18 protein-coding genes are annotated in these 24,890 nt (G+C 70.0%); 7 read left to right on the top strand and 11 right to left on the bottom strand.

Going from position 1 to position 24,890, the window contains the following annotated elements; translation table 11 throughout:
* Nucleotides 1-27: 27 nt before the first annotated feature.
* The gene (rpmE, locus tag ACQP1K_RS07160; protein ID WP_433500083.1) at nt 28-255 is read right to left on the bottom strand and encodes a 50S ribosomal protein L31; all 228 of its coding nucleotides are present in this window, start codon (nt 253-255) and stop codon (nt 28-30) included.
* A 334-nt stretch (nt 256-589) separates the two neighbouring features.
* Here rpmE and ACQP1K_RS07155 point away from each other — a divergent pair, with 334 nt between their 5' ends.
* A complete protein-coding gene (locus ACQP1K_RS07155; RefSeq protein ID WP_433500082.1) occupies nt 590-1,735 on the top strand; it encodes a hypothetical protein in 1,146 nt (381 codons plus the stop codon).
* 169 nt (nt 1,736-1,904) lie between these two features.
* On the opposite strand, the gene rho is transcribed toward ACQP1K_RS07155, so the two are convergent.
* From rho to thrC, 3 genes are all read right to left on the bottom strand, one after another.
* Nucleotides 1,905-3,941 carry a transcription termination factor Rho gene (gene rho, locus ACQP1K_RS07150; protein ID WP_433500081.1) on the bottom strand — a complete coding sequence of 679 codons (2,037 nt, stop codon included), beginning with the start codon at nt 3,939-3,941 and terminating at the stop codon, nt 1,905-1,907.
* Between the two features lie 413 nt (nt 3,942-4,354).
* On the bottom strand, nt 4,355-5,338 hold the full coding sequence (gene thrB, locus ACQP1K_RS07145; RefSeq protein WP_433500080.1) for a homoserine kinase: 984 nt from the start codon (nt 5,336-5,338) through the stop codon (nt 4,355-4,357).
* A gap of 129 nt (nt 5,339-5,467) precedes the next feature.
* On the bottom strand, nt 5,468-6,526 hold the full coding sequence (gene thrC, locus ACQP1K_RS07140) for a threonine synthase (RefSeq protein ID WP_433500079.1): 1,059 nt from the start codon (nt 6,524-6,526) through the stop codon (nt 5,468-5,470).
* 225 nt (nt 6,527-6,751) lie between these two features.
* Between thrC and ACQP1K_RS07135 the strand changes: the two genes are divergently transcribed.
* On the top strand, nt 6,752-8,419 hold the full coding sequence (locus ACQP1K_RS07135) for a glycosyltransferase (protein ID WP_433500078.1): 1,668 nt from the start codon (nt 6,752-6,754) through the stop codon (nt 8,417-8,419).
* A gap of 3 nt (nt 8,420-8,422) precedes the next feature.
* Here the strand turns inward: ACQP1K_RS07135 and ACQP1K_RS07130 are convergent, their stop codons facing one another.
* From ACQP1K_RS07130 to ACQP1K_RS07100, 7 genes are all read right to left on the bottom strand, one after another.
* On the bottom strand, nt 8,423-10,114 hold the full coding sequence (locus ACQP1K_RS07130) for a glycosyltransferase family 2 protein (RefSeq protein ID WP_433500077.1): 1,692 nt from the start codon (nt 10,112-10,114) through the stop codon (nt 8,423-8,425).
* Nucleotides 10,115-10,145: 31 nt separating this feature from the next.
* Entirely contained in the window at nt 10,146-11,456 is a 1,311-nt protein-coding gene (locus ACQP1K_RS07125) for a glycosyltransferase (RefSeq protein WP_433500076.1), read from the bottom strand.
* 182 nt (nt 11,457-11,638) lie between these two features.
* The gene (locus ACQP1K_RS07120) at nt 11,639-12,457 is read right to left on the bottom strand and encodes a polysaccharide deacetylase family protein (RefSeq protein ID WP_433500075.1); all 819 of its coding nucleotides are present in this window, start codon (nt 12,455-12,457) and stop codon (nt 11,639-11,641) included.
* A gap of 142 nt (nt 12,458-12,599) precedes the next feature.
* The gene (locus ACQP1K_RS07115) at nt 12,600-13,880 is read right to left on the bottom strand and encodes a homoserine dehydrogenase (RefSeq protein ID WP_433501506.1); all 1,281 of its coding nucleotides are present in this window, start codon (nt 13,878-13,880) and stop codon (nt 12,600-12,602) included.
* Between the two features lie 88 nt (nt 13,881-13,968).
* Nucleotides 13,969-15,369 carry a diaminopimelate decarboxylase gene (gene lysA, locus ACQP1K_RS07110; protein WP_433500074.1) on the bottom strand — a complete coding sequence of 467 codons (1,401 nt, stop codon included), beginning with the start codon at nt 15,367-15,369 and terminating at the stop codon, nt 13,969-13,971.
* A gap of 127 nt (nt 15,370-15,496) precedes the next feature.
* Complete coding sequence (locus ACQP1K_RS07105; RefSeq protein ID WP_433500073.1) at nt 15,497-16,246, bottom strand: anticodon-binding protein; 750 nt, start codon at nt 16,244-16,246, stop codon at nt 15,497-15,499.
* Between the two features lie 41 nt (nt 16,247-16,287).
* Nucleotides 16,288-18,309, bottom strand: coding sequence for a glycosyltransferase (locus tag ACQP1K_RS07100; protein WP_433500072.1), 2,022 nt, complete (start codon nt 18,307-18,309; stop codon nt 16,288-16,290).
* A 268-nt stretch (nt 18,310-18,577) separates the two neighbouring features.
* Here ACQP1K_RS07100 and ACQP1K_RS07095 point away from each other — a divergent pair, with 268 nt between their 5' ends.
* The 5 genes from ACQP1K_RS07095 to treS all read left to right on the top strand — a co-directional run bounded on the left by ACQP1K_RS07095 (nt 18,578) and on the right by treS (nt 24,886).
* On the top strand, nt 18,578-19,783 hold the full coding sequence (locus ACQP1K_RS07095) for an ATP-binding protein (RefSeq protein ID WP_433500071.1): 1,206 nt from the start codon (nt 18,578-18,580) through the stop codon (nt 19,781-19,783).
* 99 nt (nt 19,784-19,882) lie between these two features.
* On the top strand, nt 19,883-21,550 hold the full coding sequence (locus ACQP1K_RS07090; protein WP_433500070.1) for an asparagine synthetase B family protein: 1,668 nt from the start codon (nt 19,883-19,885) through the stop codon (nt 21,548-21,550).
* Between the two features lie 117 nt (nt 21,551-21,667).
* Entirely contained in the window at nt 21,668-22,300 is a 633-nt protein-coding gene (locus tag ACQP1K_RS07085; protein ID WP_433500069.1) for a TetR/AcrR family transcriptional regulator, read from the top strand.
* Between the two features lies 1 nt (nt 22,301).
* The gene (locus tag ACQP1K_RS07080) at nt 22,302-22,742 is read left to right on the top strand and encodes an acyl-CoA thioesterase (RefSeq protein ID WP_433500068.1); all 441 of its coding nucleotides are present in this window, start codon (nt 22,302-22,304) and stop codon (nt 22,740-22,742) included.
* Nucleotides 22,743-23,182: 440 nt separating this feature from the next.
* Nucleotides 23,183-24,886 (top strand): maltose alpha-D-glucosyltransferase, encoded by a 1,704-nt coding sequence (treS, locus tag ACQP1K_RS07075; protein ID WP_433500067.1) that lies wholly within the window; start codon nt 23,183-23,185, stop codon nt 24,884-24,886.
* The last annotated feature ends 4 nt before the right edge of the window (nt 24,887-24,890 follow it).

The following is a 24,890-nucleotide window of genomic DNA, read 5'->3' as shown; positions in this document are numbered from 1 at the left end:
CGCACCCGAGCCGGCGTCTGGGATGAGCTACTTGCCCGTCTTGCCCTGGGCCTTCTTGCCGAAGCGCGCCTCGAAGCGGGCCACCCGGCCACCGGTGTCGAGGATCTTCTGCTTGCCCGTGTAGAACGGGTGGCAGGCCGAGCAGACGTCGGCGCGGATGACGCCGTTCTTCGCCGTGCTACGGGTGGTGAACGAGTTCCCGCAGGTGCAGGTCACCTGCGTGAGCACGTACTCCGGGTGGATGTCGGGCTTCATGTCCTCAGTCCTAACGCTAGGGTGCGGTCGCCGGGTCGCTTCTGCACGTACGGCTGTGCCGTACGGTCTGCGCGCATCGGCACACCTCGCATGCGCGTGCGGGAACCGGTACCGCTGCGGTTCGGCTACCAGTGTGCCAGATCCTGTAACCCGGCCAGGCCATGGGCTTATTCCTGTGGGCGAGATGAGCTCGCGAAGCGCGGGTGATCCTTAATGGGATTTCCTGCAAATGGGACAAACGTTCACATTCTGGTGGACGCTTAACATCGGCACCACTAGGCTGCAACCCTCAAACCCGACTTTTCCCTCAATTTGGCCAATGATAGGGGTATCCATGAGGAAAAGCCTGCGGCTCGCGTTGGCGGCCGCAACGGGGGTGGCGGTCTTCGCCACCGGTGCGGCCGTCACCGTAGCCTCCCCCGCGAGCGCCGCCTCGGCCGCCCTCCTGGCGGATAACACGATCTCGGCCCCGAAGCTGGGCGGCGATCTCTTCATCCCGCCTTACGGCAGCGACAAGATCACCTTCACCTTTGACGTCACCGAGCCGTACGAGAACAGCGGCGCCAAGAAGGGCGAGCCGAAGTACAAGGTCTGGGCGCGCTTCACCACCGATTCCGGCGCCTCCGAGGTGACCTGGCACGGCGCCGACGTCACCCAGCTCGCCAAGGACGACAAGACGCCCCGCACGGCCACCATGTCGGGCTCGATCCCGGTGTCGTCGAGCGACAGGCCCGGGGACAAGTGGCAGCTCCAACTCCTCCGGCTCGCCGCCGACAAGTCCGAGCCCTCCCTGTCGGACGACGCGTGGAAGTCCGCTGACACACCGCTCGCCTTCAGCGTGAAGCCGGCCACCCGGGTGACGGGCATGCGGGTGAACCCGGACCCGGTCTACCTGAAGTCGGGCAAGGAGATCGACATCTTCGTCGAGTTCCAGATCGAGAAGTACGGCGACGAGAAGATCACCGATGTGCGTCTCGAGAGCAGGAGCTCGGACGACTACTACTCACTCGGCACCGGCCTGGAGACGGACGGCAAGTCCTACCACGACTCGAGCGCGTTCGACTACAGCACCCCCACCGGCTCCTGGGACTTCAAGGTCTCGGTCGAGCGTGGATCCAAGAAGTACGCCTTCACCAAGAGCTTCAGCGTCTTCACGTCCGGCTCCTCGAAGGTCAAGTCGAAGATCAAGTTCTATGCTTCGCCGGCCAAGGTGAAGAAGGGCAAGAGCACCAAGCTCTACGGCAAGGTCTATCGAGGCTCCAAGGCGTGGAGCAAGAAGTTCGTGAAGCTCTACTTCAAGAAGAAGGGCACCAAGAAGTGGAAGTTCGTCACCTACCTGCGGGCGACCACCACCGGTAAGTTCACCAAGACCGTGAAGCCCAAGTACAACGGCTACTGGATCGTCACGGCGACCGGCACCCGTTACACGTACGGGACCAAGTCCAACACCAAGTACGTCAGCATCGTCAAGAAGAAGTAGCCGGCCGGACCCCCGGCCACTTCGTCAGGCCCGTACGGAGCATCCGTACGGGCCTGACGTCCTCCGTCCCGCGGTCCCGCCGCACGGTCTGTCACAGGGGGCCCGCCCCGGCAGGCGAACGCCCCGTACGGCAAGGCCGTACGGGGCGTCGCCCGAGCTCAGGCGGGTGTCAGTCGCGGTCGCTGCTGACCGTGGTCTTCTGCACCTGGAGCAGGAACTCGGCGTTGGACTTGGTCTCCTTCATCTTCTCGATGAGGAGCTCCAGCGCCTGCTGCATGTCGAGGGCGTGGAGGACGCGGCGGAGCTTCCACACGATGGACAGCTCCTCCTTGCCCATCAGGATCTCCTCCTTGCGTGTGCTGGACGCGTCCACGTCCACAGCGGGGAAGATCCTCTTGTCGGCCAGCGACCGGTTGAGCTTGAGCTCCATGTTGCCGGTGCCCTTGAACTCCTCGAAGATGACCTCGTCCATCTTCGAGCCGGTCTCCACCAGCGCGGTGGCGAGGATCGTCAGCGAGCCGCCGTTCTCGATGTTGCGTGCGGCGCCGAAGAAGCGCTTCGGCGGGTAGAGGGCCGTGGAATCGACACCGCCGGACAGGATGCGGCCGCTCGCGGGCGCGGCGAGGTTGTAGGCGCGGCCCAGCCGGGTGATCGAGTCGAGCAGGACGACCACGTCGTGGCCCAGCTCGACCAGGCGCTTGGCCCGCTCGATCGCCAGCTCGGCGACGGTGGTGTGGTCCTCGGCCGGCCGGTCGAAGGTCGAGTGGATGATCTCGCCCTTCACCGTCCGCTGCATGTCGGTGACCTCTTCCGGACGCTCGTCGACGAGGACGACCATCAGGTGGCACTCGGGGTTGTTACGGGTGATCGCGTTGGCGATCGCCTGCAGCACCATCGTCTTTCCTGCCTTAGGCGGCGAGACGATGAGGCCGCGCTGGCCCTTTCCGATCGGCGAGACCAGGTCGATGATCCGCGTGGTGAGGATGTTCGGCTCGGTCTCCAGGCGCAGGCGCTCCTGCGGGTAGAGCGGCGTGAGCTTGTTGAAGTCGGGCCGCTGACGGGCCTGATCCGGCTCCATGCCGTTCACCGAGTCGAGGCGGACGAGCGCGTTGAACTTCTCGCGCCGCTCCCCCTCGCGCGGCTGCCGTACGGCGCCGGTCACGACGTCGCCCTTGCGCAGGCCGTGCCTGCGGATCTGCGCCAGCGAGACGTACACGTCGTTGGCCCCCGGCAGGTAGCCGCTGGTCCGCACGAACGCGTAGTTGTCGAGAATGTCGAGGATGCCCGCGATCGGGATCAGGACGTCATCCTCGCTGATCACCGGCTCGCCGCTGTCGAAACGGTCACGCCCGCGGCGGTTGCGCTCGCGGAACCGGCCGCGCCGGCCGCGGCCGTCATCACTTTGGTGATCGCTCCTGCTGTCGCCGCGGCCGTTCTGGTCGTGGCTCTGCTGGTCGCGGCCTCGGCTCTGGCCGTCACCGGAGTCGGCCGCCACGGGGCGCTGGTCGGACCGGCTGTCACGGCCATTACGACCGTCGCGGCCGTCCCGCTCGGAGCGGTCGCGCCGGTCGCCGCGGGTACGCCGCTCGCGCCGGTCGCCGTTGCGCTCGGATCGGCCCTCGCCGCGCGTCTCACCCGACGCGACGTCCGCATGCGAGTCGGCCGACGTCGCCGGTGAAGCGGTGGACGACTGGCCGGTCACGCCGTCGGCGGGCGCGCTGACCACGGCGGGAGCGCTCGCCACGGGTTCGGGCGCAGCGGGCCGCTCCTCGCGCTCGGCGGCGGGCTCGGCCGCAACCGGCTGCGCGGCCGGCTCCGCCGTTACCGCCTGTGCCGCGGCCGCTTCTTCAGCCGCCGCGGGCTTCGCTGCGCTGCGGGAACGTTCCCTACGGCCACGAGCAGGTCGCTCAGCGGCCGTGGTCGCGGCGGGAGCGGCCGGGGCCGCGGTCTCGGCGGGCTTCTGCTCGGCGGCGGCCTGTCCCGGCTCGCCCGGCTTCTCGCCCTGCCTCTCCTGGATGGCCGCGATGAGTTGGCTCTTACGCATCCGTCCGATCCCGGTTATGCCCAAGGTCGACGCCAGAGCCTGCAGCTCAGGGAGCACCATGGCGGCGAGGCCGGTGCCGGAGCGACGACGTCGGGCCGGGGCGCTGGTGGGGGTGTCGCCGGCGGCCTGGCCGTCGGAGAGGAGTTCGGTGGTGTCGCTCAACTAAGGGTCCTTCCCAGGGGTCGGGCGCCGGAATCATGCGTCCAGGCGTCCCGGTGGTGCGACCCGGCGGGACAGACCGGGCCGGGCTTGACGAGTCTCATGTGTCGATGACCCTCGGGACTCTCAAGCGGTAGGTGCCCGGGGGACTTCCCCCGGATTGCCGTCACCAACCAGATGTCTTGGTGGATCGAACGCGCGTGTCTCCGAGAACCCCGCCTCTCGCCAGGCCGCTCGGAAGCGGGCCGACTGAAGGTAACGGCTTCGGGAAAATCGCCCTGCCCGCGTCGAAGGACGCGGAGCGAAGTGCAGCGATGTGCGAATGACAAGCACGCACCCAACACGGGGGCACCTGGTGCGGCTATCAGCCTAACATCACCAGCGCGCACAACTATTCCCTGAAGGTCGAAGAGGCATCAGCGTGTCTCGGGAAACCGAACGTACGCACCACGTGGGTCGACGTTCATTGGCTGGATGTGCCAGTCACTACCCACTTTAGGCGCGATCAAATCCTCGATGTCCCGTGTCACGAACACGAGAACTGTGGGACCGGCCCCCGAGACCACTGCGGGCACACCGGCGGCGCGAAGACTCCGCACCAGTTCCGCCGTGCCCGGCATCGCGGGAGCGCGGTGGTCCTGATGAAGACGGTCTTCCGTACCGGCGAGCAGCAGGCCGAGTTCCGGCCGTTGTGTGAGTGCCGCGACGAGCAACGCCGCGCGAGCCGCGTTGGCCGCGGCGTCCGAATGCGGAACGTCCTTCGGCAGCAGCCCCCGCGCCGCCTCCGTTGACAATCGGAAGCCCGGGATCAACGCGATCGGGCGGACGTCGTCATGCGGCGACAGTTTCACCATACTCGCTGTTCCGGACTGGTCCGTCCAGGCGATGGTGAGTCCGCCCGCCAGGCAGGGGGCCACGTTGTCCGGATGCCCCTCCAGCTCTGTGGCCAGCGCGAACACCTCGTCGTCCGGCATGGGCCGTACGGCCTCCGCCTCGTCCCGAGCGCCGGCGGTGCGTGCGACGACGGCGGGGGCCAGGGCACGTGCGGCGAGGATTCCCGCGCAGATCGCGGCCGAGGAGGAGCCGAGGCCGCGCGCGTGCGGGATCCGGTTGTGGCAGCGCAGCCTGATGCCGGGCGGCTGGGCGACGCCCATCCGGTCGAACGCGGCCCGCATGGTCTTGACGATCAGGTGCCCCTCGCCCCGATGCAGCTCGTCCCCGTCGGCGCCCTCCCCCTCGACCTCGACCCGTACGTCCTCGAGGAGCGCGCCGTCCGCGCCGAGCACGGCGGCCTCCACCTCGTCGTACAGATCGAGCGCGAGGCCGAGGCTGTCGAATCCGGGGCCGAGATTGGCGCTGGTCGCCGGCACCCGGACCACGACGCCGTGACTATCCGTCATTCACACAGTTCCATTCATGTCCTATCGACGAACGGGGCGTTCAGGCCATCCGGACACGCGGGCGAGGCCCGGGACCGAATCGGACCGGACAGGCATGGGCGGGGACGGGGCACGCCGGAGCGGCCGAGGTCAGTCGAGGCCGAGCGCCGAAGCGGCGGCGTAGGCGTCGGTGGGAATCGTCACCGGGGACGGCGCGCCGGAGATGGCCCAGTCCGGGTCCTTGAGCCCGTTTCCCGTCACCGTACAGACCACGCGCTCTCCGGGCGTGACCAGGCCCTGCTCGTGCGCCATCAGCAGGCCGGCGACGCTCGCGGCCGAGGCGAGCTCGACGAACACGCCCTCCTCCTGCGCGAGCAGCTTGTACGCCGCGGCGATCTGGCGGTCGGTGACGGCCTGGATGCGGCCGCCCGACTCGTCGCGGGCGGCCTCGGCGAGACGCCAGGAGGCCGGGTTTCCGATGCGGATGGCCGTCGCGATCGTGTGCGGGTGGGTCACCGGGGCCCCCGACACCAGCGGGGCCGCACCGCTCGCCTGGAAACCGAGCATACGCGGCCGCTTGCCGGCCAGGCCGTCCGCGGCGTACTCCGTGTAGCCCATCCAGTAGGCCGAGATGTTCCCCGCGTTGCCGACGGGGATGCAGTGGACGTCCGGCGCGTCGCCGAGCGCGTCGACGATCTCGAAGGCCGCCGTCTTCTGCCCCTGGAGACGATGCGGGTTGACGGAGTTGACCAGCGCGATCGGGTAGTTCTCCGCGAGCTTCCTGGTCATCTCCAGGCAGTCGTCGAACGATCCCTCCACCTGGAGCAGCTTCGCGCCGTGCACGAGCGCCTGGGCCAGCTTGCCCATCGCGATCTTGCCGCGGGGCACGAGCACCGCGCACCGCAGCCCGGCACGTACGGCGTAGGCCGCGGCCGACGCGCTGGTGTTCCCCGTCGAGGCGCAGATGACGGCCTTGGCGCCCTCCTCGACGGCCTTGCTGATGGCCACGGTCATGCCGCGGTCCTTGAAGCTGCCGGTCGGGTTGAGGCCCTCGACTTTGAGATGGACGTCGCAGCCGGTGATCTGGGACACGCGCCTGGCGGGCAGGAGGGGCGTGCCCCCCTCGAGCAGGGTCACCACGGGCGTCGCCGTGGAGACCGGCAGTCGGTCGCGGTACTCCTCGATCAGGCCACGCCAAGCCCTGGACATGATTGATTGCTCCTCCCACGCGCGACGCGCGTGTCACCAGCGGTATCGACCAATGAGTCTACGGCCAACCGCCTGACGTCCGGGATGCGATGTCCACCTGATGGACGCCCGGCGCGGACGCGCGGTTCTCCGTGGATTCCCCCGATCGTCTCGCGAAACCGTCGGTCTCCTTGGCTAGTGTGAACGGCGTCCGGTGGAGATGCGCGAGACGAGGGAGTGGCGAACGTGACGGAAGGCCAGGTCAGGCCGAGGATCCGGCACAACGACCATTCCCCGTTGGTCCCGCCGCCCGTCGGGGAATGGGTCCCCGCGCTGCCCGCCAGCGTCGTCATCCCCGCGCACGGCCGGCAGCACCGTCTGGACCTCACGCTGGCCGCGCTCGCGGCGCAGACCTATCCCGCCTCCCTCACCGAGGTCATCGTCGTCGACGACGGCAGCGATCCGCCCCTGCGGTTACCGGAGATCCGCCCGGACGACACGCGGATCATCGCCGCCCCGGCGGGCGGCTGGGGGGCGGGACACGCGATGAACGCGGGCATCGAGGCGGCGGACGGCGAGATCGTCCAGCGTCTGGACGCCGACATGGTGATCTGCCGGGAACACCTGGAGGCGCTCTTCCGGTGGCACCACCTCACCGACTATCTGGTGACGATCGGCGGCAAGAAGTTCGCCGAGGAGCCCGATCTGACCCCCGAGCAGGTGTACGACGCCGTACGGCACGGCACGCCGGAGTCGCTGTTCGACCCGGAGGCGCTGGTGTCGAGCTCCACCGAGGAGACGATCCGCCGTCTCGACGGGCTGCGCGCCAGCCGCAACCCCTACCAGGTGTGCACCGGGCCGACCGTCTCGCTCCGCCGTACGCTGCTGCGCGAGGTCCGCGGGTTCGACCCCGAGGTCGTGCGCGGTCAGGACACCGAGTTCGCCTATCGGCTCGCCCAGGCCGGGGCCGTTTTCGTGCCGGACATGACGGCGCGTGCCGTCCATCTCGGTCTGCCGGCCCAGCGGGGTGCGCACGGCAAGGCGATCGTCCGGCTGGTCGAGACCCATCTGGCGCAGAAGGTGCCGCTGCGCCGGGATCTGCGCAAGGAACGCGGCAGGCGGCGGCTGGTGCCGTACGTGGAGATCGTGCTCGACACGACCGGCGCGGAGGAGGCGCTGATCCGCGCGACCGTCGACGCGATCCTCACCGGCGGCGGCGCGCAGGCCGGGCCGACCGACATCGCGGTCACGCTTGTGGGGCCCTGGCCGGAGCTCTCCGGCCGGGCGAGCCGCATGCCGGGGAGCCGGGAGTTCGATCTCGCCCTGGTGCTGGAGGCGTTCCGCCACGATCAGCGGGTCCGCTTCGCCGAGCGGGCCGCGCCGACCGCGGCTCCCACGCCCTTCCGCTACACCTCGCCGATCGACGCGCCGCCCGCCGCCGACGCCCTGGAGCGGATGACCAGGGCGATGCTGGAGGAGCGCCTCGGGCTGCTGGTCGTCGAGCTGCCCGACGGGCGCACCGCCACCCTCGAACGGACGGAGGCCGTCGCCCGGGCCCGCCTGCTCGCCCGCCCCGGGGAGGAGCCAGCCGCCGTCATCGAGGCGACACACGGCGTGCGGCACGCCGCGGAGAAGGAGTTCCTCACGACACCGCGACGAGGGCCCGGGCAGCCGAGTCCCCCGGCGGAATCCCCGAAGAGACCACAGGAGAGACCACAGGCGTCGCAGCATGGCGCGGCCGCGGAGAAGCCCGGCGCTTCACAACGGCCCGGCGCTTCACAACGGCCCGGCGCCCCTCAGCGAACCGGTGCCTCCGAGCGGAGCGGTGACTCCGAGCAGGGCGGCGCGGCGGCCCCGGGTCCGGCGAACCGGCGGGGCGGCCGCCGTCTGGGCGGTCTTTTCCGCCGTTCGTGAGGCTCAGGAGTTCTTCGGGTTGAAGGGCCGGGTCAGTCCCCGGGCGAGGACCTTGATGCGTCGGAGGCTCCGCAGACCCCGGCGTCTCCGCGTCCGCCGGAGCGTGGCGATCTGCCGCCGCAGAGAGCCGATCTCCCGGCGGTAGTCGACAGCCGTCCTGCGCCACCGGCGGGCCTCCTCCCGCCATTTGGCGACCTGGCCGCGGACGCGCTCGACCTCCTTGGTGAGGCGCTCGACCTCGGCCTGCGCCTCGACGCGGGCCCGGTAGGCGGCCCGGACGCTGAGCAGCGGTCCGGCCTCGGATCCGCGGCTGAAACCGTACGTCTCGCCGTCGGTCCAGAACGTGCCGAAGATCTCGTCGACGACGGCGTCGAGGTCGTCGTCCCTGTCCCCGGCCTTCCCCTCGTCGCCGGAGACGAGCAGGGCGGCGCGGGCGAACGCCTCGGTGCGCTCCAGCCGGGCCGCGGTGATGCCCTCGGCGCTCTCGTCCAGCAGCACGCTGACCAGCCCGAGGTTCCGCTCCCGTGCCAGGGTGAGGATCCGGGCCAGGGTGTCCTCCCCCGGCGCCCACCCCGGCGGCAGCCGGAGGCGGAACGGCGCGACCGCGTCGGACGGCCCGGAGACAAGGCGGACCCGGCCCTCGTGGCCGTAGTGCGCGCGCAGCAGGGCGAGATCGAGGTGGGGATCGGTGAGCGGGGCGCGCAGCTCCGGGGCGATCTCGTCCCACGGACCGGTCACGAGCACCGACAGGTCGGTCAGCGTGCCGGCCAGGACCGCGTCGACGGTCGCCCGGACGTCGTCGCTCGACGCGTCGGCCGCGTCGACCACGACCTCCATCAGGGGGACCTTCCACCGCCGGGTGGGATGTTTGCGCAGCCACTGGTAGACGGGGACGCGGTCGGCCACGAGCGGGTGGCTGACCCGGCTGATCGACTCGGCGTCCCGCATCCGCATGGACGGACCGAGGTGGTAGGCCCTCGCCTCGGGGTCGGGGATGAACACCGCACCGGCCTGGGCCAGGCGATATCCCATCTCGGTGTCCTGGCCGAGGATCATCTCGGGGTCCATGGGCCCGGCCCGCTCGAACAGCCGGGCGCCGACCGAGGTGGCCCCGCCGATGTGGATGCTGAACGCGCGCCGGGTGCGGGTCAGCCCGTCCGTCCGCTCGACCAGGCTCTCGATCCACGCGTGCGACTCGGCCGGCTCGAAGAACTTCGCGAGGTCCTCGGCCTCGGCCACCTCACTCGGGTCGGGCAGCGGCGCGGTGGTGAAACGCAGATAGGAGGTGACCGACAGATAGGGCGCGAGATGATGCCAGCGCATGTGCGCCTCCACCTCTTCCCTCTCCGGCACGACATCGGAGTCCATCCAGTGGATGACGTCTCCGGTGGCCGCTGCCAGCCCCGTGTTCCGCGCCACGGCGCGGCCGGGGGTCGGGCAGAGCAGCAGGCGGGTGTTCCCCGGCCGGATGTCGGGGAGGCGCAACGGCGGCCGGCTGCCGTTGTCGACGACGATGACCTCGATCAGGTCGTCCGGATACGTCTGGACGGCGAGGCCCGCCAGCGTGAGGTCGAGCTTGGCCTGGTTGCCGTACGCGGGCACGACGACACTCACCCGGAGCCGGGGCGTCCACGGCGATCCCAGCGCGGGCGGATCGAGGACGGTGTAATCGTTTCCGGGGATACGCGGCGTCATGTCGCCTCCAGGATCACGCTGTCCTCCGAGATCAAGCCGTCCTCCGAACCGCGCCGTCCGCCGGGATCGCGCTGTCCTCCAACATCACACTGGGCCGGAAGCCGCGCCACTGTTTCACCGAGACTCTCAGGAAATGCGCGAGTGGCCGCTGCCAGGTGTGCTCACCGCTCAGCGAGCGCCGCAGGACGTACCCGAGGCCGTGGGTGCGGTAGATCCTGCCGTCCCGGGCCAGGACCGCGCGCAGCAGGTGGGCGTCCTCGCCGCTGGGGTACGGCCCGAAGCCGCCGACCTCGTGGAAGAGCTCCCGGTCGATCATGATCGTGCCGCCGGCGACGTGGTCGGTCCACATCTCGCTGCCGTAGTCGGTCCGCCGGACCGTGACGTCGAGCGGTTCCAGGTAGAAGAACTCCTGTGCGGTGCCCACCACGTCGGCGCCGGAGTACGCCCTGGCGAGCAGGAGATCGGCGATGTGCTCGGGGCCGTACCAGTCGTCGTCGTCCCACTTGACGATGACGTCGGTCGTCGCCCGGGACGCCGCGAGGTTGAGCACCTCTCCGAACGGCGTGGCCCGGTCCACCTCCAGCATGGTGACGGGCCAGGGAAACTCCGCCGGAATCCGTTCCGCGCCGGCCGCGGGGTAACCGTGCAGTGCGACGATCACTTCGAGGTCCGCGCCGCGCTGGCGGGCCATCTGCCCGAGCGCGGCGCTCAGCAGGTGCGGCCGGCGTGTCGCCATGACCACGGTCACCGGCCGTGCCGTACGGCCGATGCCCCTCGCCCGCAGCGCGTGCCGCCGCAGCCGCACGCTGTGCTCCTCCCTGCGCAGATCGGCCACGGAACCGGGGGCGCCCTCGTCCGGTTCCGGAATCCAGCCCGCGATCAGGTCCGCCAGGACGGGATCGGCCTCGCGGACCCAGCGCGGCGGCCGGTCCGAGGTGAGCGGCACCCCAGCGGCGGCGAGGTCGGTGACGGCCGCCAGCTCGCGCGCGTGACGGGGGCCCCGGCCCGGGTCACCGGCCGCTTCCTCCTCGCCCGGGGCGGCGGGCCAGCGGACCCGCAGGGCGCGCAGCGGGCGCAGTGAGCGGATCTCCTCCTGGCCGACCCGGTCGGTCAACCGTCGTGCAGCGGAGCGCTCTCCGGCGGCCTCCGGGCCCGCCTGGGCCTGCAAGGAGCGCTCCAAATCCGGGAGGCGCTCCTGATCCGGGGGGGAAGGCGCCACGATCCAGCCGCCGGCGCTCCAGACCAGCTCCGCCGTTCCCTCCGCCGGGGATCGGGTGAACCCCAGCGGCGAGCAGATGTCCGTCTCCACCGCGCCTCCCACGCCCACAAAGATCACCCCCATCGGGACAGACCCTTTGTCAGATCCAACCGGTTAACTCCGCTGTCAGCAACCGATCTCCGATGATCTCCGCGTCCGCGGTTCCGGAGGTCGTCGCGGGTTCGGAACGGTCCTGAGGACAGGACCGTCGTCAGCCCTGCAGCTCGGCGGCGGAGGAAGGGCCGTGCCCCCGCCGCACGCGACACTCACATGTCCTCGGGGACGGGCCAGACCCTTCCCCCGGTCACGTCCCCCAGCGGCTTCACCACGACTCCCCGTGCCTTCCGCTGCCGGGCGATCCAGTCCAGGAAGCGAGCCAGCTCCCGGGGGCTCGTCGCGTAGGAGTCCCTCGCGTCGTTCCCGATCGTGTGGAAGACGAAGATGACGAGGCCGCCGCCGTTCCGCTGCGCGCGGGTGACGAAGCCCGCCAGTGTGGAGGCCGTACGCGCGATGCCGTTCTGCGAGGTCGCCCGGACGGCGGCCGGGTCCGCCGGCGGGATCGTCTCGGCGTACGGGCACGACCGGCAGGCGTCCGGCCGGTGGATGCCGCTGACGCCGCGCGCGGTCGTATAGCCGCACCGCATGGCCAGTTGCTTGCTCGACTCGTCGAAGGCGCCGAAGGGATAGGCGAACGACCGCACCTTGAACCCGTGGGACAGCAGTGCCCGTCTGTCGTCGCAGATCTGCCTCTGGCGCATGTCCTCGGTCTCGCGGAGCAGGTTGACGTGATCGAGGGTGTGCCCGCCGATCTCGTGGCCCGATTTGGCGATGAACCTCAGGTCCTCGACGGTCAGGTGACCCCGCTTGCCCAGGCGGCCGCTGTTGACGTAGAAGGTGCCCTTCAGCCCCCTCTTGTTCAGCATCCTGGCCGCCGTCACGTGGTCGGCCGTGCTGTCGTCGAACGTGAGGACCACGACCGTCTTCGCGGTGGCGGTCCCGGCCAGGGCGCCGCCGGGCGGGAGCCCCACGACCAGCGCCACCGCGAGCAGACAGGCAGGCACGAGTCGCGCGATGATCGTTTGCATGGATGGAAACTTTACTTAATGTCTCCATCCATGCGGTCACAACCCCCGAAAGGGGCATTCGACTGTTATGCCGTGCCAGGGAGCGTCGGGAAAAGTGCCGTCCGTCGCGCGCGCGGCAGGACGTCGCTTTCGCGACTCGTCCCTACGGCGTGTCGTCGCCCTCCACCCGCATGACACTCGCCACCGCGCGGACGATGTCGAGGTCGCGCAGCTCCTCTATCGTGGCCGACAGGGCGGCGTCGCTCGCCCGGTGGGTGACCAGGACGAGCTGCGCGTCGTCGCCGCGTCCCTCCTGCAGGACCGTCTGGATGGACACGTCGTGCTTGGCGAAGATGTCGGCGACCCGGGCGAGCACGCCGGGTTTGTCCGCCACGTCGACCGATATGTGGTAGCGCGTGACGGTGTCGCCCATCGGGTGGACCTTCAGGTCGGCGTAGGTCGACTCCTCCGGCCCGCGGGTGCCGGAGAGCCGGTTGCGCGCCACCGCGACGATGTCCCCGAGGACCGCCGAGGCCGTGGGCGCGCCGCCCGCGCCCGCGCCGTAGAACATCAGCCGCCCGGCCGACTCGGCCTCCACGAACACCGCGTTGTACGCCTCCCGGACCCCGGCCAGCGGATGCGTCCTCGGGATCATGGCGGGATGCACCCGGACGCCGATCGACCTGCCGTCGTCGGAGCGCGCGCAGATGGCCAGCAGCTTGATCACATATCCCATGCCCCTGGCGGAGGCGACGTCGGCCGCGGTGATCTCCGTTATGCCCTCGCGGTGGACGTCGGCGGCGGTGACCCTGCTGTGGAAGGCGATCCCGGCGAGGATCGCGGCCTTGGCCGCGGCGTCGAAGCCCTCCACGTCGGCGGTCGGGTCCGCCTCGGCGTACCCCAGTGCCTGCGCCTCCTCCAGTGCCTCGTTGAACGAAGCGCCGGAGGAGTCCATCCGGTCGAGAATGTAGTTGGTGGTGCCGTTGACGATGCCGAGCACGCGGCGTACCCGGTCGCCGGCCAGCGACTCGCGCAGCGGGCGCAGCAGCGGGATCGCACCGGCCACGCTCGCCTCGAAGTAGAGGTCGGAGCCGTTGTCCCGGGCGGAACCGTGGACGGTGGCGCCGTCCTCGGCGAGCAGCGCCTTGTTGGCGGTCACCACTGACTTGCCGCTCGCCATCGCGGCCAGGATCAGCGACCTGGCGGGCTCGATGCCGCCGATCACCTCCACCACGATGTCCACGTCGTCGCGGGTTACCAGGGCCTCGGCGTCCGTCGTGAGCAGCGCGGGGTCGACTTCGATGTCGCGTTTGCGTCCCAGCCTGCGTACGGCCACGCCGGCCAACTCCAGGGGCGCGCCGACCCGGGCGGTCAGGTCGTGGGCCTGCTCCCGCAGCAGGCGCACCACCTGCGATCCGACGACACCGCAGCCCAGCAACGCCACTTTGAGCGCAGGTTTACCGCCAGCGTTACTCACGAGCCCTCCTCGCTCAGGATGTCCGCCCTGCCGATGGCGCTTGGCCGGCCGATGCTCACAGCTGGCCCCGTAGCAGGTCGTCCTCGGTCTCCCGGCGGACGATGACCCGCGAGCGGCCCGCCGACACCGCGACCACGGCGGGCTTGGCCAAATAGTTGTAGTTGTTGGCCAGAGAGCGGCAGTACGCGCCCGTGGCCGCCACCGCGATCAGGTCGCCCGGCGTCAGATCGCCGGGCAGCCACAGGTCGCGGATCACCATGTCGCCGCTCTCACAGTGCTTGCCGACCAGACGCGACAGCATGGGCTCGGCCCTGCTCGCCCTGGAGGCCAGGGCCGCCGTGTACTGCGCGCCGTACAGCGCGGTGCGGATATTGTCGCTCATCCCGCCGTCGACGCTCACGTAGGTCCGCAGACCCTCGACGTCCTTGACCGTCCCGACCTCGTAGAGCGTCACACCCGCCGGCCCCGCGATGGACCGGCCGGGCTCGACGACGAGCCGGGGCACGGGCAGACCGGCCGCTCCGCACACCTTGGTGACGATCTCACGGAGGCCGTCCGCGATTATCTTGATGTCCGGCGCCTCGTCCCCCGCGATGTACGGAATGCCGTAGCCGCCGCCGAGATCAAGCTCAGGAAGGATCACCCCGTGCTCGTCCTTGATCTGCACGAGCAGGCCGGCGAGGCGACGGGCCGCGACCTCGAACCCGGCGATGTCGGTGATCTGCGATCCGATGTGGGAGTGCAGGCCGACGAGTTCGAGGCTCGGCAGCGCGAGGACGCGCCGTACGGCCTCGGCCGCGGCGCCGCTGTTCAGCGACAGGCCGAACTTCTGGTCGTCGTGCGCGGTGGCGATGAACTCGTGGGTGTGCGCCTCCACCCCCACCGTCACCCTGATCATGACCCGGGGACGGACGCCGTACCGCTCGGCGAGCCGCCCGAGCCGGGCGATCTCCTCGAACGAGTCGACCACGATGTGGCCGACGCCGACCTCGACCGCCTTCTCCAGCTCGGCGACCGACTTGTTGTTGCCGTGCAGCGTGATCCGCTCGGGCGGGAAACCCACGCTGAGCGCCACGGCGAGCTCGCCGGCGCTGCACACGTCGAGGCCGAGCCCCTCCTGGTCGACCCAGCGGGCCACCTCGCGGCACAGGAACGCCTTGCCCGCGTAGTGGACGTCCCCGTCGTGGAAGGCGGAGCGGTAGTCGCGGCAGCGGGAGCGGAAATCCTCCTCGTCGACGACGTAGAGCGGGGTGCCGTGATCTTTCGCCAGGTCCCGGACGTCGATGCCGCCGATCGTGATGGCGCCGCCGGTCCGGCCGGATGTTCGCGGCCAGATCGTGGGATCGAGGGCGTTGAGGTCTGCGGGAGCACGCGACGTGCGTTCCTCTGAACGCGTCGCTGCGACGGGGGCCGCCTGCCCGTCATCCGGGGCGGCGGCGTGGGCGAATCGACTCACCCGAATGAGGCTATCCGACCTCGCCCCCCAAGGGAGACAGCTGCCCAACTGGCGAGACAGGAAGCAACAGTAAATCCGGAAATCCGGTGAACCGGGCGGAAGAACTGGTCACAGTCCCTTGGAACGCTCACAATCTGTCGGGCAGCGGCGTGACCAGGACCTGGGCGAGCACGGATCGCACGGCCATGGCCAGCCAGAGGCGGGCCGTGTGCACCGGGCCCGGCGGCTCGTCCGCCCGTGGCACGGCCGGCGCATGCTCGTGGGCGTCGTGGAAGGCGAGCGCGAGATGCTCCGCGTACGTCTCCCACGCGGGCGCCCGGCTCGCCGCCCGGCTGGGCAGTTCGGCGAGCAGCCGGAGCACCGCCAGATCGTACGGATCGTCCAGCGCCTCGGGCCGGAACCCCGCCGCAGGCACGCCCAGATCCCTCGCCCAGCGCCCCGCCGCCACCGCCCGCGCGTGCGCGTACCTGATCACGAAACCGGGGTTGTCCCAGGTCCGGGGGAAGTCGGGGCCGGCGCTGCCCGGCTCGGCGACCACGATCCCCCCGGGCGGGCCGTCCGCTCGCACGATCTCGCCCACGATCTCGCCGGGCCGGGTCACCGCGATCAGGAGGAAGCCGTCGGGACGCACCCGCACGCCCGCGATGCCGGCACGGGCGCGTAGCCGTACCGCCGTCTCCTCGGCGATCTCCCGGACGGTCGCCCCCGGCGTCGCGCCGGACCGCCCTCCGGCGGCGCCACGCCGCGCGAGGGAGCGGAGCACGGCCGCCGAGGCGTACACCGCCTCGCGCTCCCATGAGCCGTACGGCGCGGGCATCTCCCCCGGCGGCGTGCCGAGGAGCTCACCGAGGATCTCCGCGAGCCGGACGGGCGTCATCCCGGCAGCCTAACGGGCCCGCTCCCCGCTGGGACTCCCGATCAGATCAGCGCGAGCGGCTCTGCGGGCAGGTATCCCTCCATGTGAGCAGAGCGGAGCAGCCGTCCCTCGGCGGAGTCGCGGACGCAGATGTAGGAGTATCGGTCGGCCGAGTAGACCAGGATGCCGTCGGTCCGGCACTGCCGCATGAAGACCTCGCCCCACTCCTCAGAGACATCGGCCAGGCCCAGCTCGGTGAGGATCCGGCGGCGGGCCAGCAGCGTCCCCCCGGCCACCTCGGGAAGGAAGTGGTGTTCCGCCTCCGGCTGGCGCAGCAGCGTGGCGCCCGCCTTGGGCAGGTGGGCGTAGAACGCCGCCTTGCCCAGCACCTCGGCCTCGGTGGAGGCGAAATGCCGGACCAGGTCGGCCAGATAGTGCTCGCCGTACACGTCCCGGGGGTCGAGGATGGCCACGTAGTCGCCGTCGGCGAGCCGCAGCGCCCGGTCGAGCCCGGCTCCGAGGGTGACGGGCTCGTCCGCGACACGGATCACCAGGTCCGGCTCGGCCGGGGGCGCCGTTCCGGCCGACGCCGCCGCGAGCGCCTGGCGCGCGGTCTTCTCGACCAGGGAGGCGTCGAGGCCGTCGGCCACGACGACGAGCTGCCCCGGCCGGTGACGCTGGCGGGCGACCTGGGCGAGCAGGTGATCGAGCTCGGCCGGGCTCGCGACGGCGGTGACCGCGGTGATCGCGGCACTGTTGCGTACGCTCGGCACGCCGACGGTGTCCAGGATCGGGTCGAGGAGCGGGGTCACGCTCGTGCGGGCGCGCCAGGCCAGGTGCGCCTCCCTGGCCAGCCGCGCCGGGTCGGCCAGCAGCACCTCCGCAGCGGCGGCGATCTCCTCGCTCCGGGCGCCCGCGCGCACCTGGAGCACCGGAGTGCCGCAGGCCGCGACCTCGGCGATCGCCCTCGAGTCGGCGTCGGAGCCCGCGACCACCAGCGCGGGTCTCCGGTAGGCCGTCAGCAGGTCGTCGTAGGGCGTCTCGTCGGCGTCGTCCTGGCCGGCCAGGACGGTCCATCGCGCGTCGGAGGGCACGGGGACCGTGCCGAGCGTCATGACCTCGCCGGTGCGCCCGCCCACCGCGGGGATCGGGTTGTGCACGCGCGGCTGGACCGCGTGCGGCAGCACGCCCACCCGGTCGTGCCGCAGGGCGGCCCGCCACTCACGGGCCCGGGCCTCGGAGGTCGTCAGCACGTGTTCGAAGTGCTCGGCCGCCGGGAACGCCCGCGAGACCGGTCCGCCCGAGTGCCAGAAAACGGTCTTGACCCCGCGCTTGCGGCAGGCGGCGACCAGGTCGCGCAGCGCCCGCGACTCCCCGGCCAGCGCCTCCAGCCACCTGCCCCCGTTGCCCTGCCGGGGGCCGGGCCGTACGGACTCGACGAACAGCACGTGCGGCCGGTGCCGGTCGAGCATCGTCTCCCAGTTGTCCTGGCCGAAGTTGGTCACCAGGCGCCATTCGTAGCGCAGCAGCGCCTCGGTCTGCCTGTCGACGATCGCGGCCACGGTCAGGTACGGCCTGGCCAGCGGACCCTTCGGCACGGTGAAGCCCTCGGCGATCGGGGTGGAGACCTCGGGCGCCCCGGGTTCCGGGATCGCCTTGACGACCGTGGGCTCGGGCACCTCAGGGAGCTCCGGTTCGAAATCGGCCCGCTTGGGCGCCGGCGGCTTCTTGACGGGGGTCTTGAGGGTCTTGGCGACCGTGCCCGGACTCTTGGTGTGCAGGGCGTCGCCGAGCTTGGTCCAGCGGCTCTCCTGCATGGAGGCGAGCTTCCACTTGGCGACCGCGGTCTGGTAGCGCTGCTCCGCCAGGCTCTTGGCGAGCTTGGCGTTCTGCCGCTCGACCACCTTGAGCCGGGCCTCCGCCTCCCGCATCCTCGTCAGCGCCTCGGCCTCGGAGACGGCGACCTCCTCGAGCCGCCGCCGATAGTCCTTGATCAGCCGGGTCAGCTCGGCCGCCGAGGCGGCCTGCTCGACGGCTCGCGCCAGGGCCTCCTGGAGGGACGCCAACTCGCTTCGCTCGGTCATCGGGGCAACTCCAGGCCGAAGGGACGACAGGACGAGAGTCACAATATTCGCAGAACTCCCTGATCGCCCCCACGAAGCAACAGGAACGGAAGATCAAGCGACCAACGGCCCACGGATCATGCGACCGTTGTTTCACCACCTCTGCGACGAACGTTTCACACGGGCACCGTCGATCGTTTCATTGATCACGTCTCTGTGCCATGCTGACCTCGTGGTAGGTGGTTCTCACACGGTCTTGGGCCGGGTCGTGCCCAGGCATGCAGAGCAGGTGACTGCGACAGCTCTGGATGACACCCGCGTGGTCCTCATCAACGGCGCCCGGCAGAGCGGCAAGAGCACACTCGTACGGCTTCTCACCAAGGACCGGAACGCGGAGTGGCGTAACCTGGACACGCCCGTTACTCGACAGGCAGCCCAGGCCGATCCGGCCGGATTCGTGTCATTCCCCGACCTCATGGTCATCGACGAGATCCCGCGTGTGCCCGAATTGCTGCTCGCGATCAAGGATCAGGTCGACGGCGATCCGCGGCCGGGCCGCTTCCTGCTTACGGGCTCCGCCCGCGTGCTGGGACTTCGATCGCTGCCTGACGCGCTGCCGGGCCGGATGGAGACGATCGAGCTCTGGCCGTTCTCTCAGGGAGAGATCGACGGTACCGCTGACAGGTTCATCGACGCGATCTTCACCGAGGGCGAGGACTTCCGCCACACTTCCATCGTCAGTCGCTCCGAGTACGCGGAGCGAATCGTCCGTGGCGGGTTTCCCGAGGCGGTGGCGCGTACGAACCCTCGCCGGCGTGAACGCTTCCTCGACTCCTACGTGTCGGATCTGATCGCACGTGATGTGAGTCAACTGTCGGAGATCGAGCGGACCGCCGAAATGCGAGCTCTGGTACGTGCGGTCGCCGCCCGGTCGGGACAGCTCCTGGTCGGCAACTCGCTGGGGGCGGCCATCGGGCTCTCCGCCACCACGGCTCACCGCTACCTCGGCCTGTTGGAAGAGGTGTTCCTCATCAAGCGGATCCCCGCGTGGTCACGCAATCTGAGCACCCGAGCCGTCGGTACGCCCAAGGTCGCCTTCGTCGACTCCGGGGTGGCGGCGAACCTGCTGGGCATCGACGCCCGGAACCTGATCCGGCCGGATGGCCGGTTCGGTCCACTGCTGGAAGGTTTCGTGCTCATGGAGTTGGCCCGCCAACTCTCCTGGTCGGACGAGCGCGTGGAGCTGTTCCATTACCGGACCAAAGACAAGATCGAGGTCGACGCGGTGCTGGAGAACCGCCAGGGCCGGGTCGTCGGCGTCGAGGTCAAGGCCTCATCGACTGTACGGCCGGACGATTTCCGCGGCCTGAACCATCTGGCATCACGGCTGGGAGACGACTTCGTCGCCGGAGTCGTCCTCTACACCGGCACCCAGACCCTCCCCTTCGGCCCCCGTCTCCGCGCCGTCCCCGTGAGCGCCCTCTGGGAGGTCTGAGCCTGATGGGAAAAGCGGCCTTCGAGGTCGCGGCGATCGGGACTCGGCCGTCCGGACTCGTGGGTCCTAGACTCGGCGGGGGTCTAGGGAGGACAAAGCGTGCGCAAGGGTGAGTGGCCGCGATTCGCGGCGAGGCCGTACGTCTGCGGGGCCATCGGACCGTTCGACCAGGCCAGGCTCGACCTGCTGACCCGATCGGGGCCGGCCGTGGAGGTGGTGCATTCCGGGACGGAGGTCGCGCTGCTCAGCTCTCACCCGCTCGTGCCGTACAGCGAGGCCGGGTCGGCGATGACGGCCTTCGCCTGGGGCGACCGGCGGCCGGTGTGGCGCGTCGGGGCCGACTGGCTGTCGGTCGCGGAGGGCTGTGAGGCTCCCGGGCTGATCGACGAGCCGGACGGGGTGATCCTGCACACCGGCGGGTTCGGGCTGGTCGACGTCTATTACCTGCGCGACGGAGACGCCGTCTACTTCTCCGGCCTGATCGAACCGCTGCTCGCGCTGGCCCGCCGGCCGTACGAGGTGAACTGGGACGCCTGGGCGGCCATACTCAAGCTGACCTACCCGCTGCTGGAGGACACGCCGTACCGCCAGGTCAGGCGGCTGCCCGGGGCGACCGCGCTGACCTGGTCGCGGACCGGGCGGCGGCTGCGCCTCGATCGGCGGGCCCCCCGGTGGGTGCGGGAGGAGCAGGTCGACCGCAAGCTGACCGGGGGCGACCTCGTCGCGCTGCTCCACGAGGCGCTCAAGCCGTACGACCGGGTGCTGGTGCCGGTGAGCGGCGGGTACGACTCGCGGCTGCTGGCCAGCGTCGCGGTGGCCGCCGGGATCGACGTCGAGTCGTGGACGACCAGCCCGGACGACGGGCTCGACAACGACATCGACTTCGCCCGCCACGTCACGAGAGAGCTGGGCATCCCCCACCGGATCGTGCCGCAATATGCCGAAAAATACCCACAAGAGGCTCTTTGGGTGGCTCGTCGGCTCGAATACCTGACCAGTCATCACGCGTGGTACTCCCCCTTCGCCCGGGAGGTCCACGCCGGCGGACGGCCGGTGATCGACGGCCTGGCCGGCGGGCCGCTGATGAAGAACTTCCTCATCACCGCCGACGCCGTGGGCGCGGGGACGGGCGCCTCGCGGCGCGAGTCGCTGCTGACCGCCCTCTCGACCAGTGAGGCGCACCTGCCCGTGCTCGGCGAGGCCGCCCTCTCCTGGATCGACGACCGGGTCCGTACGGCCTTCGCCACCGCCACCTCGATGCTGCATGGACATCGGGCCGAACTCCCGCTGAGCGTGCTCCACACGCGGACGGCCCGGGGCATCGCCCGTTCCCCGGTCAACCTCGTCGGTCCGGAGGTCACCCCGGTCTTCCCGTTCCTGCATCCGGACTTCTTCGACGCCGCGCTGTCCGTGCCGGTGGACCAGAAGGAGGGCGGGAGGTTCTATCGGGAGATCCTGCGGGCGGCCAATCCCCGGGTGGCCACACTGCCGTCGACGAACGGCGCGCTTCCGCACCGCCGGGTGCCGCTGCGGTCGAACGGCCCGGTCGCGCGGGAGTGGAACCACCGCATGCTGACGAAGGCGGCCTCGATCCCCGGTCTGCTGTCGCCCCAGATGCTGGAGGTGGTCGCGGGCGGACCCGACGCGCTGACCGCCTTCGGGTCATGGAACTCCCGGTTCTGGCTGCGCTCGCTGGCGCTCTTCGGCTCCTGGCTGACCGACTACGAGGACGCGCTCGGCGACCTCACCCCGCCCTGGACCGAATAGAGCCCCAGGTCGCGCCGGCCGTCCGACTCCGGCAAACGGTTAGCAGAACGACCGGACAGGCGACGTGTGATCCACGACATATAGATGAACGACCGGTCGTTCATATAGTCTGTCGTCATGACACAGGATGGGCGCAGGCTGAGAGGGCAGCGCAGCCGCGAGACGATCCTCGCGCAGGCGGTGAGCCTGGCTTCGGTCGAAGGCCTGGACGGGCTGTCCCTGGGACGGTTGGCCGCCGAAATCGGCATCAGCAAGTCCGGCTTCTTCGCGCACTGGCGTGACAAGCAGGAACTGCAGCTCGAGGCGGTGGACTGGGCCGTACGCCAGTGGAGGGAGCACATCGTGGTGCCGGCCCTGCGTGCGCCCGCAGGGGTCAGACGGCTGTTCGCCCTCCACGAGGCGAGGCTGCGGTTCTACGCCGAGCGGGTACTGCCCGGCGGCTGCTTCTTCCTCGCGGTCCAGGCCGAGTTCGACGACCACCCCGGAGCGGTCCGGACCCGCGTCGTGCAGGCCCTGCACGACTGGGAGGCGTTCATCCGGAGCCTGGTGGAGGAGGCCGTCGCACTCGGCGAGCTCGACCGGGGCGTGGACCCGGCGCAACTGGCCTACGAGATCGAGGCACTCGGTAAGGCGGCCGTCCCCCACTCCCGGCTGCTCGACGAGCAGCTCGCCTTCACCCACGCCCGCCGCACCGTACTGCAGCGCCTGCGCGGCCTGTGCGCCGACCCCTCACTGCTCCCGGAGGACTGACATGACAGACGGTGGACACTTCGAGCCGGTCCAGGTGCATTTCGACGATCTCGACGCCATGGGTCTGCTGCACAACTCCCGCTACGCCCTGCTGGTCGAACGCGCGGTCGTCGCGTACTGGCACAGGCTGGGCTGGGCGTCCGATCCCACCCGTTCGTCGTTCAAGGACGTGTTCCTGGCCGTCCGGGAGTTCAAGGTGACCTACAACACGCCGATCACCGGGGTGGGCGAGCCACTGGTGCACTTCTGGATCGAGCGCATCGGCCGGACCAGCGCGTTGTACGGCTTCCGGGTGCTCTCCGCCGATCGTTCGGTGGTTCACGCGGAGGGCTACCGCGTCAACGTCAACCTGGACCCCGGCACGCTGCGGCCGGCGCCGTTCAGCCGGGAGCTTCGCGCCGCCGCCGAGCCGCTGCTGTCGCCGGCGGGAGCCTCGGCGTGAGCCTCGGCCGGAACGCCGGCGATCCACCCGCGGCTTGACGCGGCGTAAGGCACGGTACGGCTCCTCCTCGGCCGGGTACCCGCTCTTTGTCCATCTGGCGATCGTCATGCGCACGTGACTGTCACGGCCGGGACACATCGTCGCCTCCGAACCCGCTCGGCCTCCACGCTCGGACGCTCAGGAGCCACCACGATATGTACTCATCCGCACACGAAACGCATCATCGGCAAAGCCGTGAATGCGTGGACCGGGGACACCGTACGTGATCAATCGTAAGCAGGTAAAAACTACCTGTTGAGTAGGTGTAAGTGATTACGGTCAGCCCAGGTTAGGTGCTAGGTTTGCCCAAATAATCGCCAAGAAGGCGGCGTGAGCCCAGAGCCCGGGTGCTGACCTGACCACGCGCCTTCCCCTCCTTTCGAGTCTTCGAGCGAGACCAGATGAACGCTGCTTCGCCATGCCCGGAATGTGTTCCGGCCTCCCCCGGCGACCTGACCCCGGCCGACCCCCACTGGTACAAGCGGGCGGTCTTCTACGAGGTGCTGGTCCGCGGGTTCAAGGACTCCAACGGCGACGGCACCGGCGATCTGCGCGGGCTGATCGAGAAGATGGACTATCTCAAGTGGCTGGGGGTCGACTGCCTCTGGCTGCTACCGCTGTACGAGTCCCCCCTGCGAGACGGCGGATATGACATATCTGACTATCTGAAGATCCTTCCGGAGTTCGGTGATCTGGGGGACTTCGTCAAGATGATCGAGGTCGCCCACGAGCGTGGCCTGCGCGTCATCACCGATCTCGTCATGAACCACACCAGCGACCGGCACCCGTGGTTCCAGGAGTCCCGCCGGGATCCGAACGGTCCGTACGGCGACTTCTACGTGTGGTCGGACGACCCGACCCGCTATGCCGACGTCCCGATCGTCTTCATCGGCGCCGAGGAGTCCAACTGGACGTACGACCCCGTACGCGGCCAGTACTACTGGCATCGGTTCTTCCACCACCAGCCGGACCTCAACTATGACAATCCGGATGTCCAGGACGCGATGCTGGAGGTCATCCGGTTCTGGCTGGACCTCGGCGTCGACGGCTTCCGGCTGGACGCCGTGCCGTACCTCTTCGAGCGCGAGGGCACCTCGTGCGCCGGCCTGCCCGAGACCCACGCCTACCTGAAGCGGGTCAGGGCCGAGGTGGACCGGCTCTACCCCGACCGGGTGCTGCTCGCCGAGGCGAACGGCTGGCCGGCGGACGTGGTGGAGTATTTCGGCGACCCGACCACGGGCGGCGACGAGTGCCACATGGCGTTCCACTTCCCGCTGATGCCGCGCATCTTCATGGCGGTGCGGCGGCAGAGCCGGGAGCCGATCTCCGAGATCATGTCCGTCACCCCCAAGCTGCCCGAGAGCGCGCAGTGGGGCATCTTCCTCCGCAATCACGACGAGCTGACACTCGAGACCGTGACCGAGGAGGAGCGCGACTACATGCACGCCGAATACGCCAAGGATCCCCGGATGCGGGCGTACCTGGGCATCCGGCGACGGCTGGCGCCCCTGCTGGAGAACGACAGGGACCAGATCGAGCTGTTCACCGCGCTGCTGCTGAGCATGCCGGGGTCACCGGTCATGTACTACGGCGACGAGATCGGCATGGGCGACAACATCTGGCTGGAGGACCGGGACTCCGTCCGTACCCCCATGCAGTGGACCCCCGACCGCAACGCCGGCTTCTCCACCGCCGACCCCGGCCGTCTCTACCTGCCGGCCGTGATGGACCCGGTGTACGGCTACCAGGCCGTCAACGTCGAGGCGCAGACGAAGAGCGAGTCGTCGCTGCTGCACTTCACCCGGCGCATGCTGCAGATCCGCCGGGAGCACCCGATCTTCGGCACCGGTGACTACACCGAGCTGTGGTCGGACAACCTCAGCGTGCTGTCCTACCTGCGCGAGGAGGGCGACGACCGGGTGCTGTGCGTCAACAACCTGTCGCGCTTCGCCCAGCCCGTCGAGCTCGACCTGCGCCGGTTCAGCGGCATGACCCCGGTGGAGTGCCGCGGCGGCGTGCCGTTCCCCGTGATCGGCGACCGCCCCTACCGGCTCACGCTCCCCGGTTACGGCTTCTACTGGTTCTCTCTGGAAAACCGGGACTGAACGC

The sequence above is a fragment of the Sphaerimonospora sp. CA-214678 genome, from assembly GCF_050942215.1.
Lineage (GTDB): Bacteria > Actinomycetota > Actinomycetes > Streptosporangiales > Streptosporangiaceae > Sphaerimonospora.
This window is presented reverse-complemented; position numbering and strand designations above follow the sequence as displayed.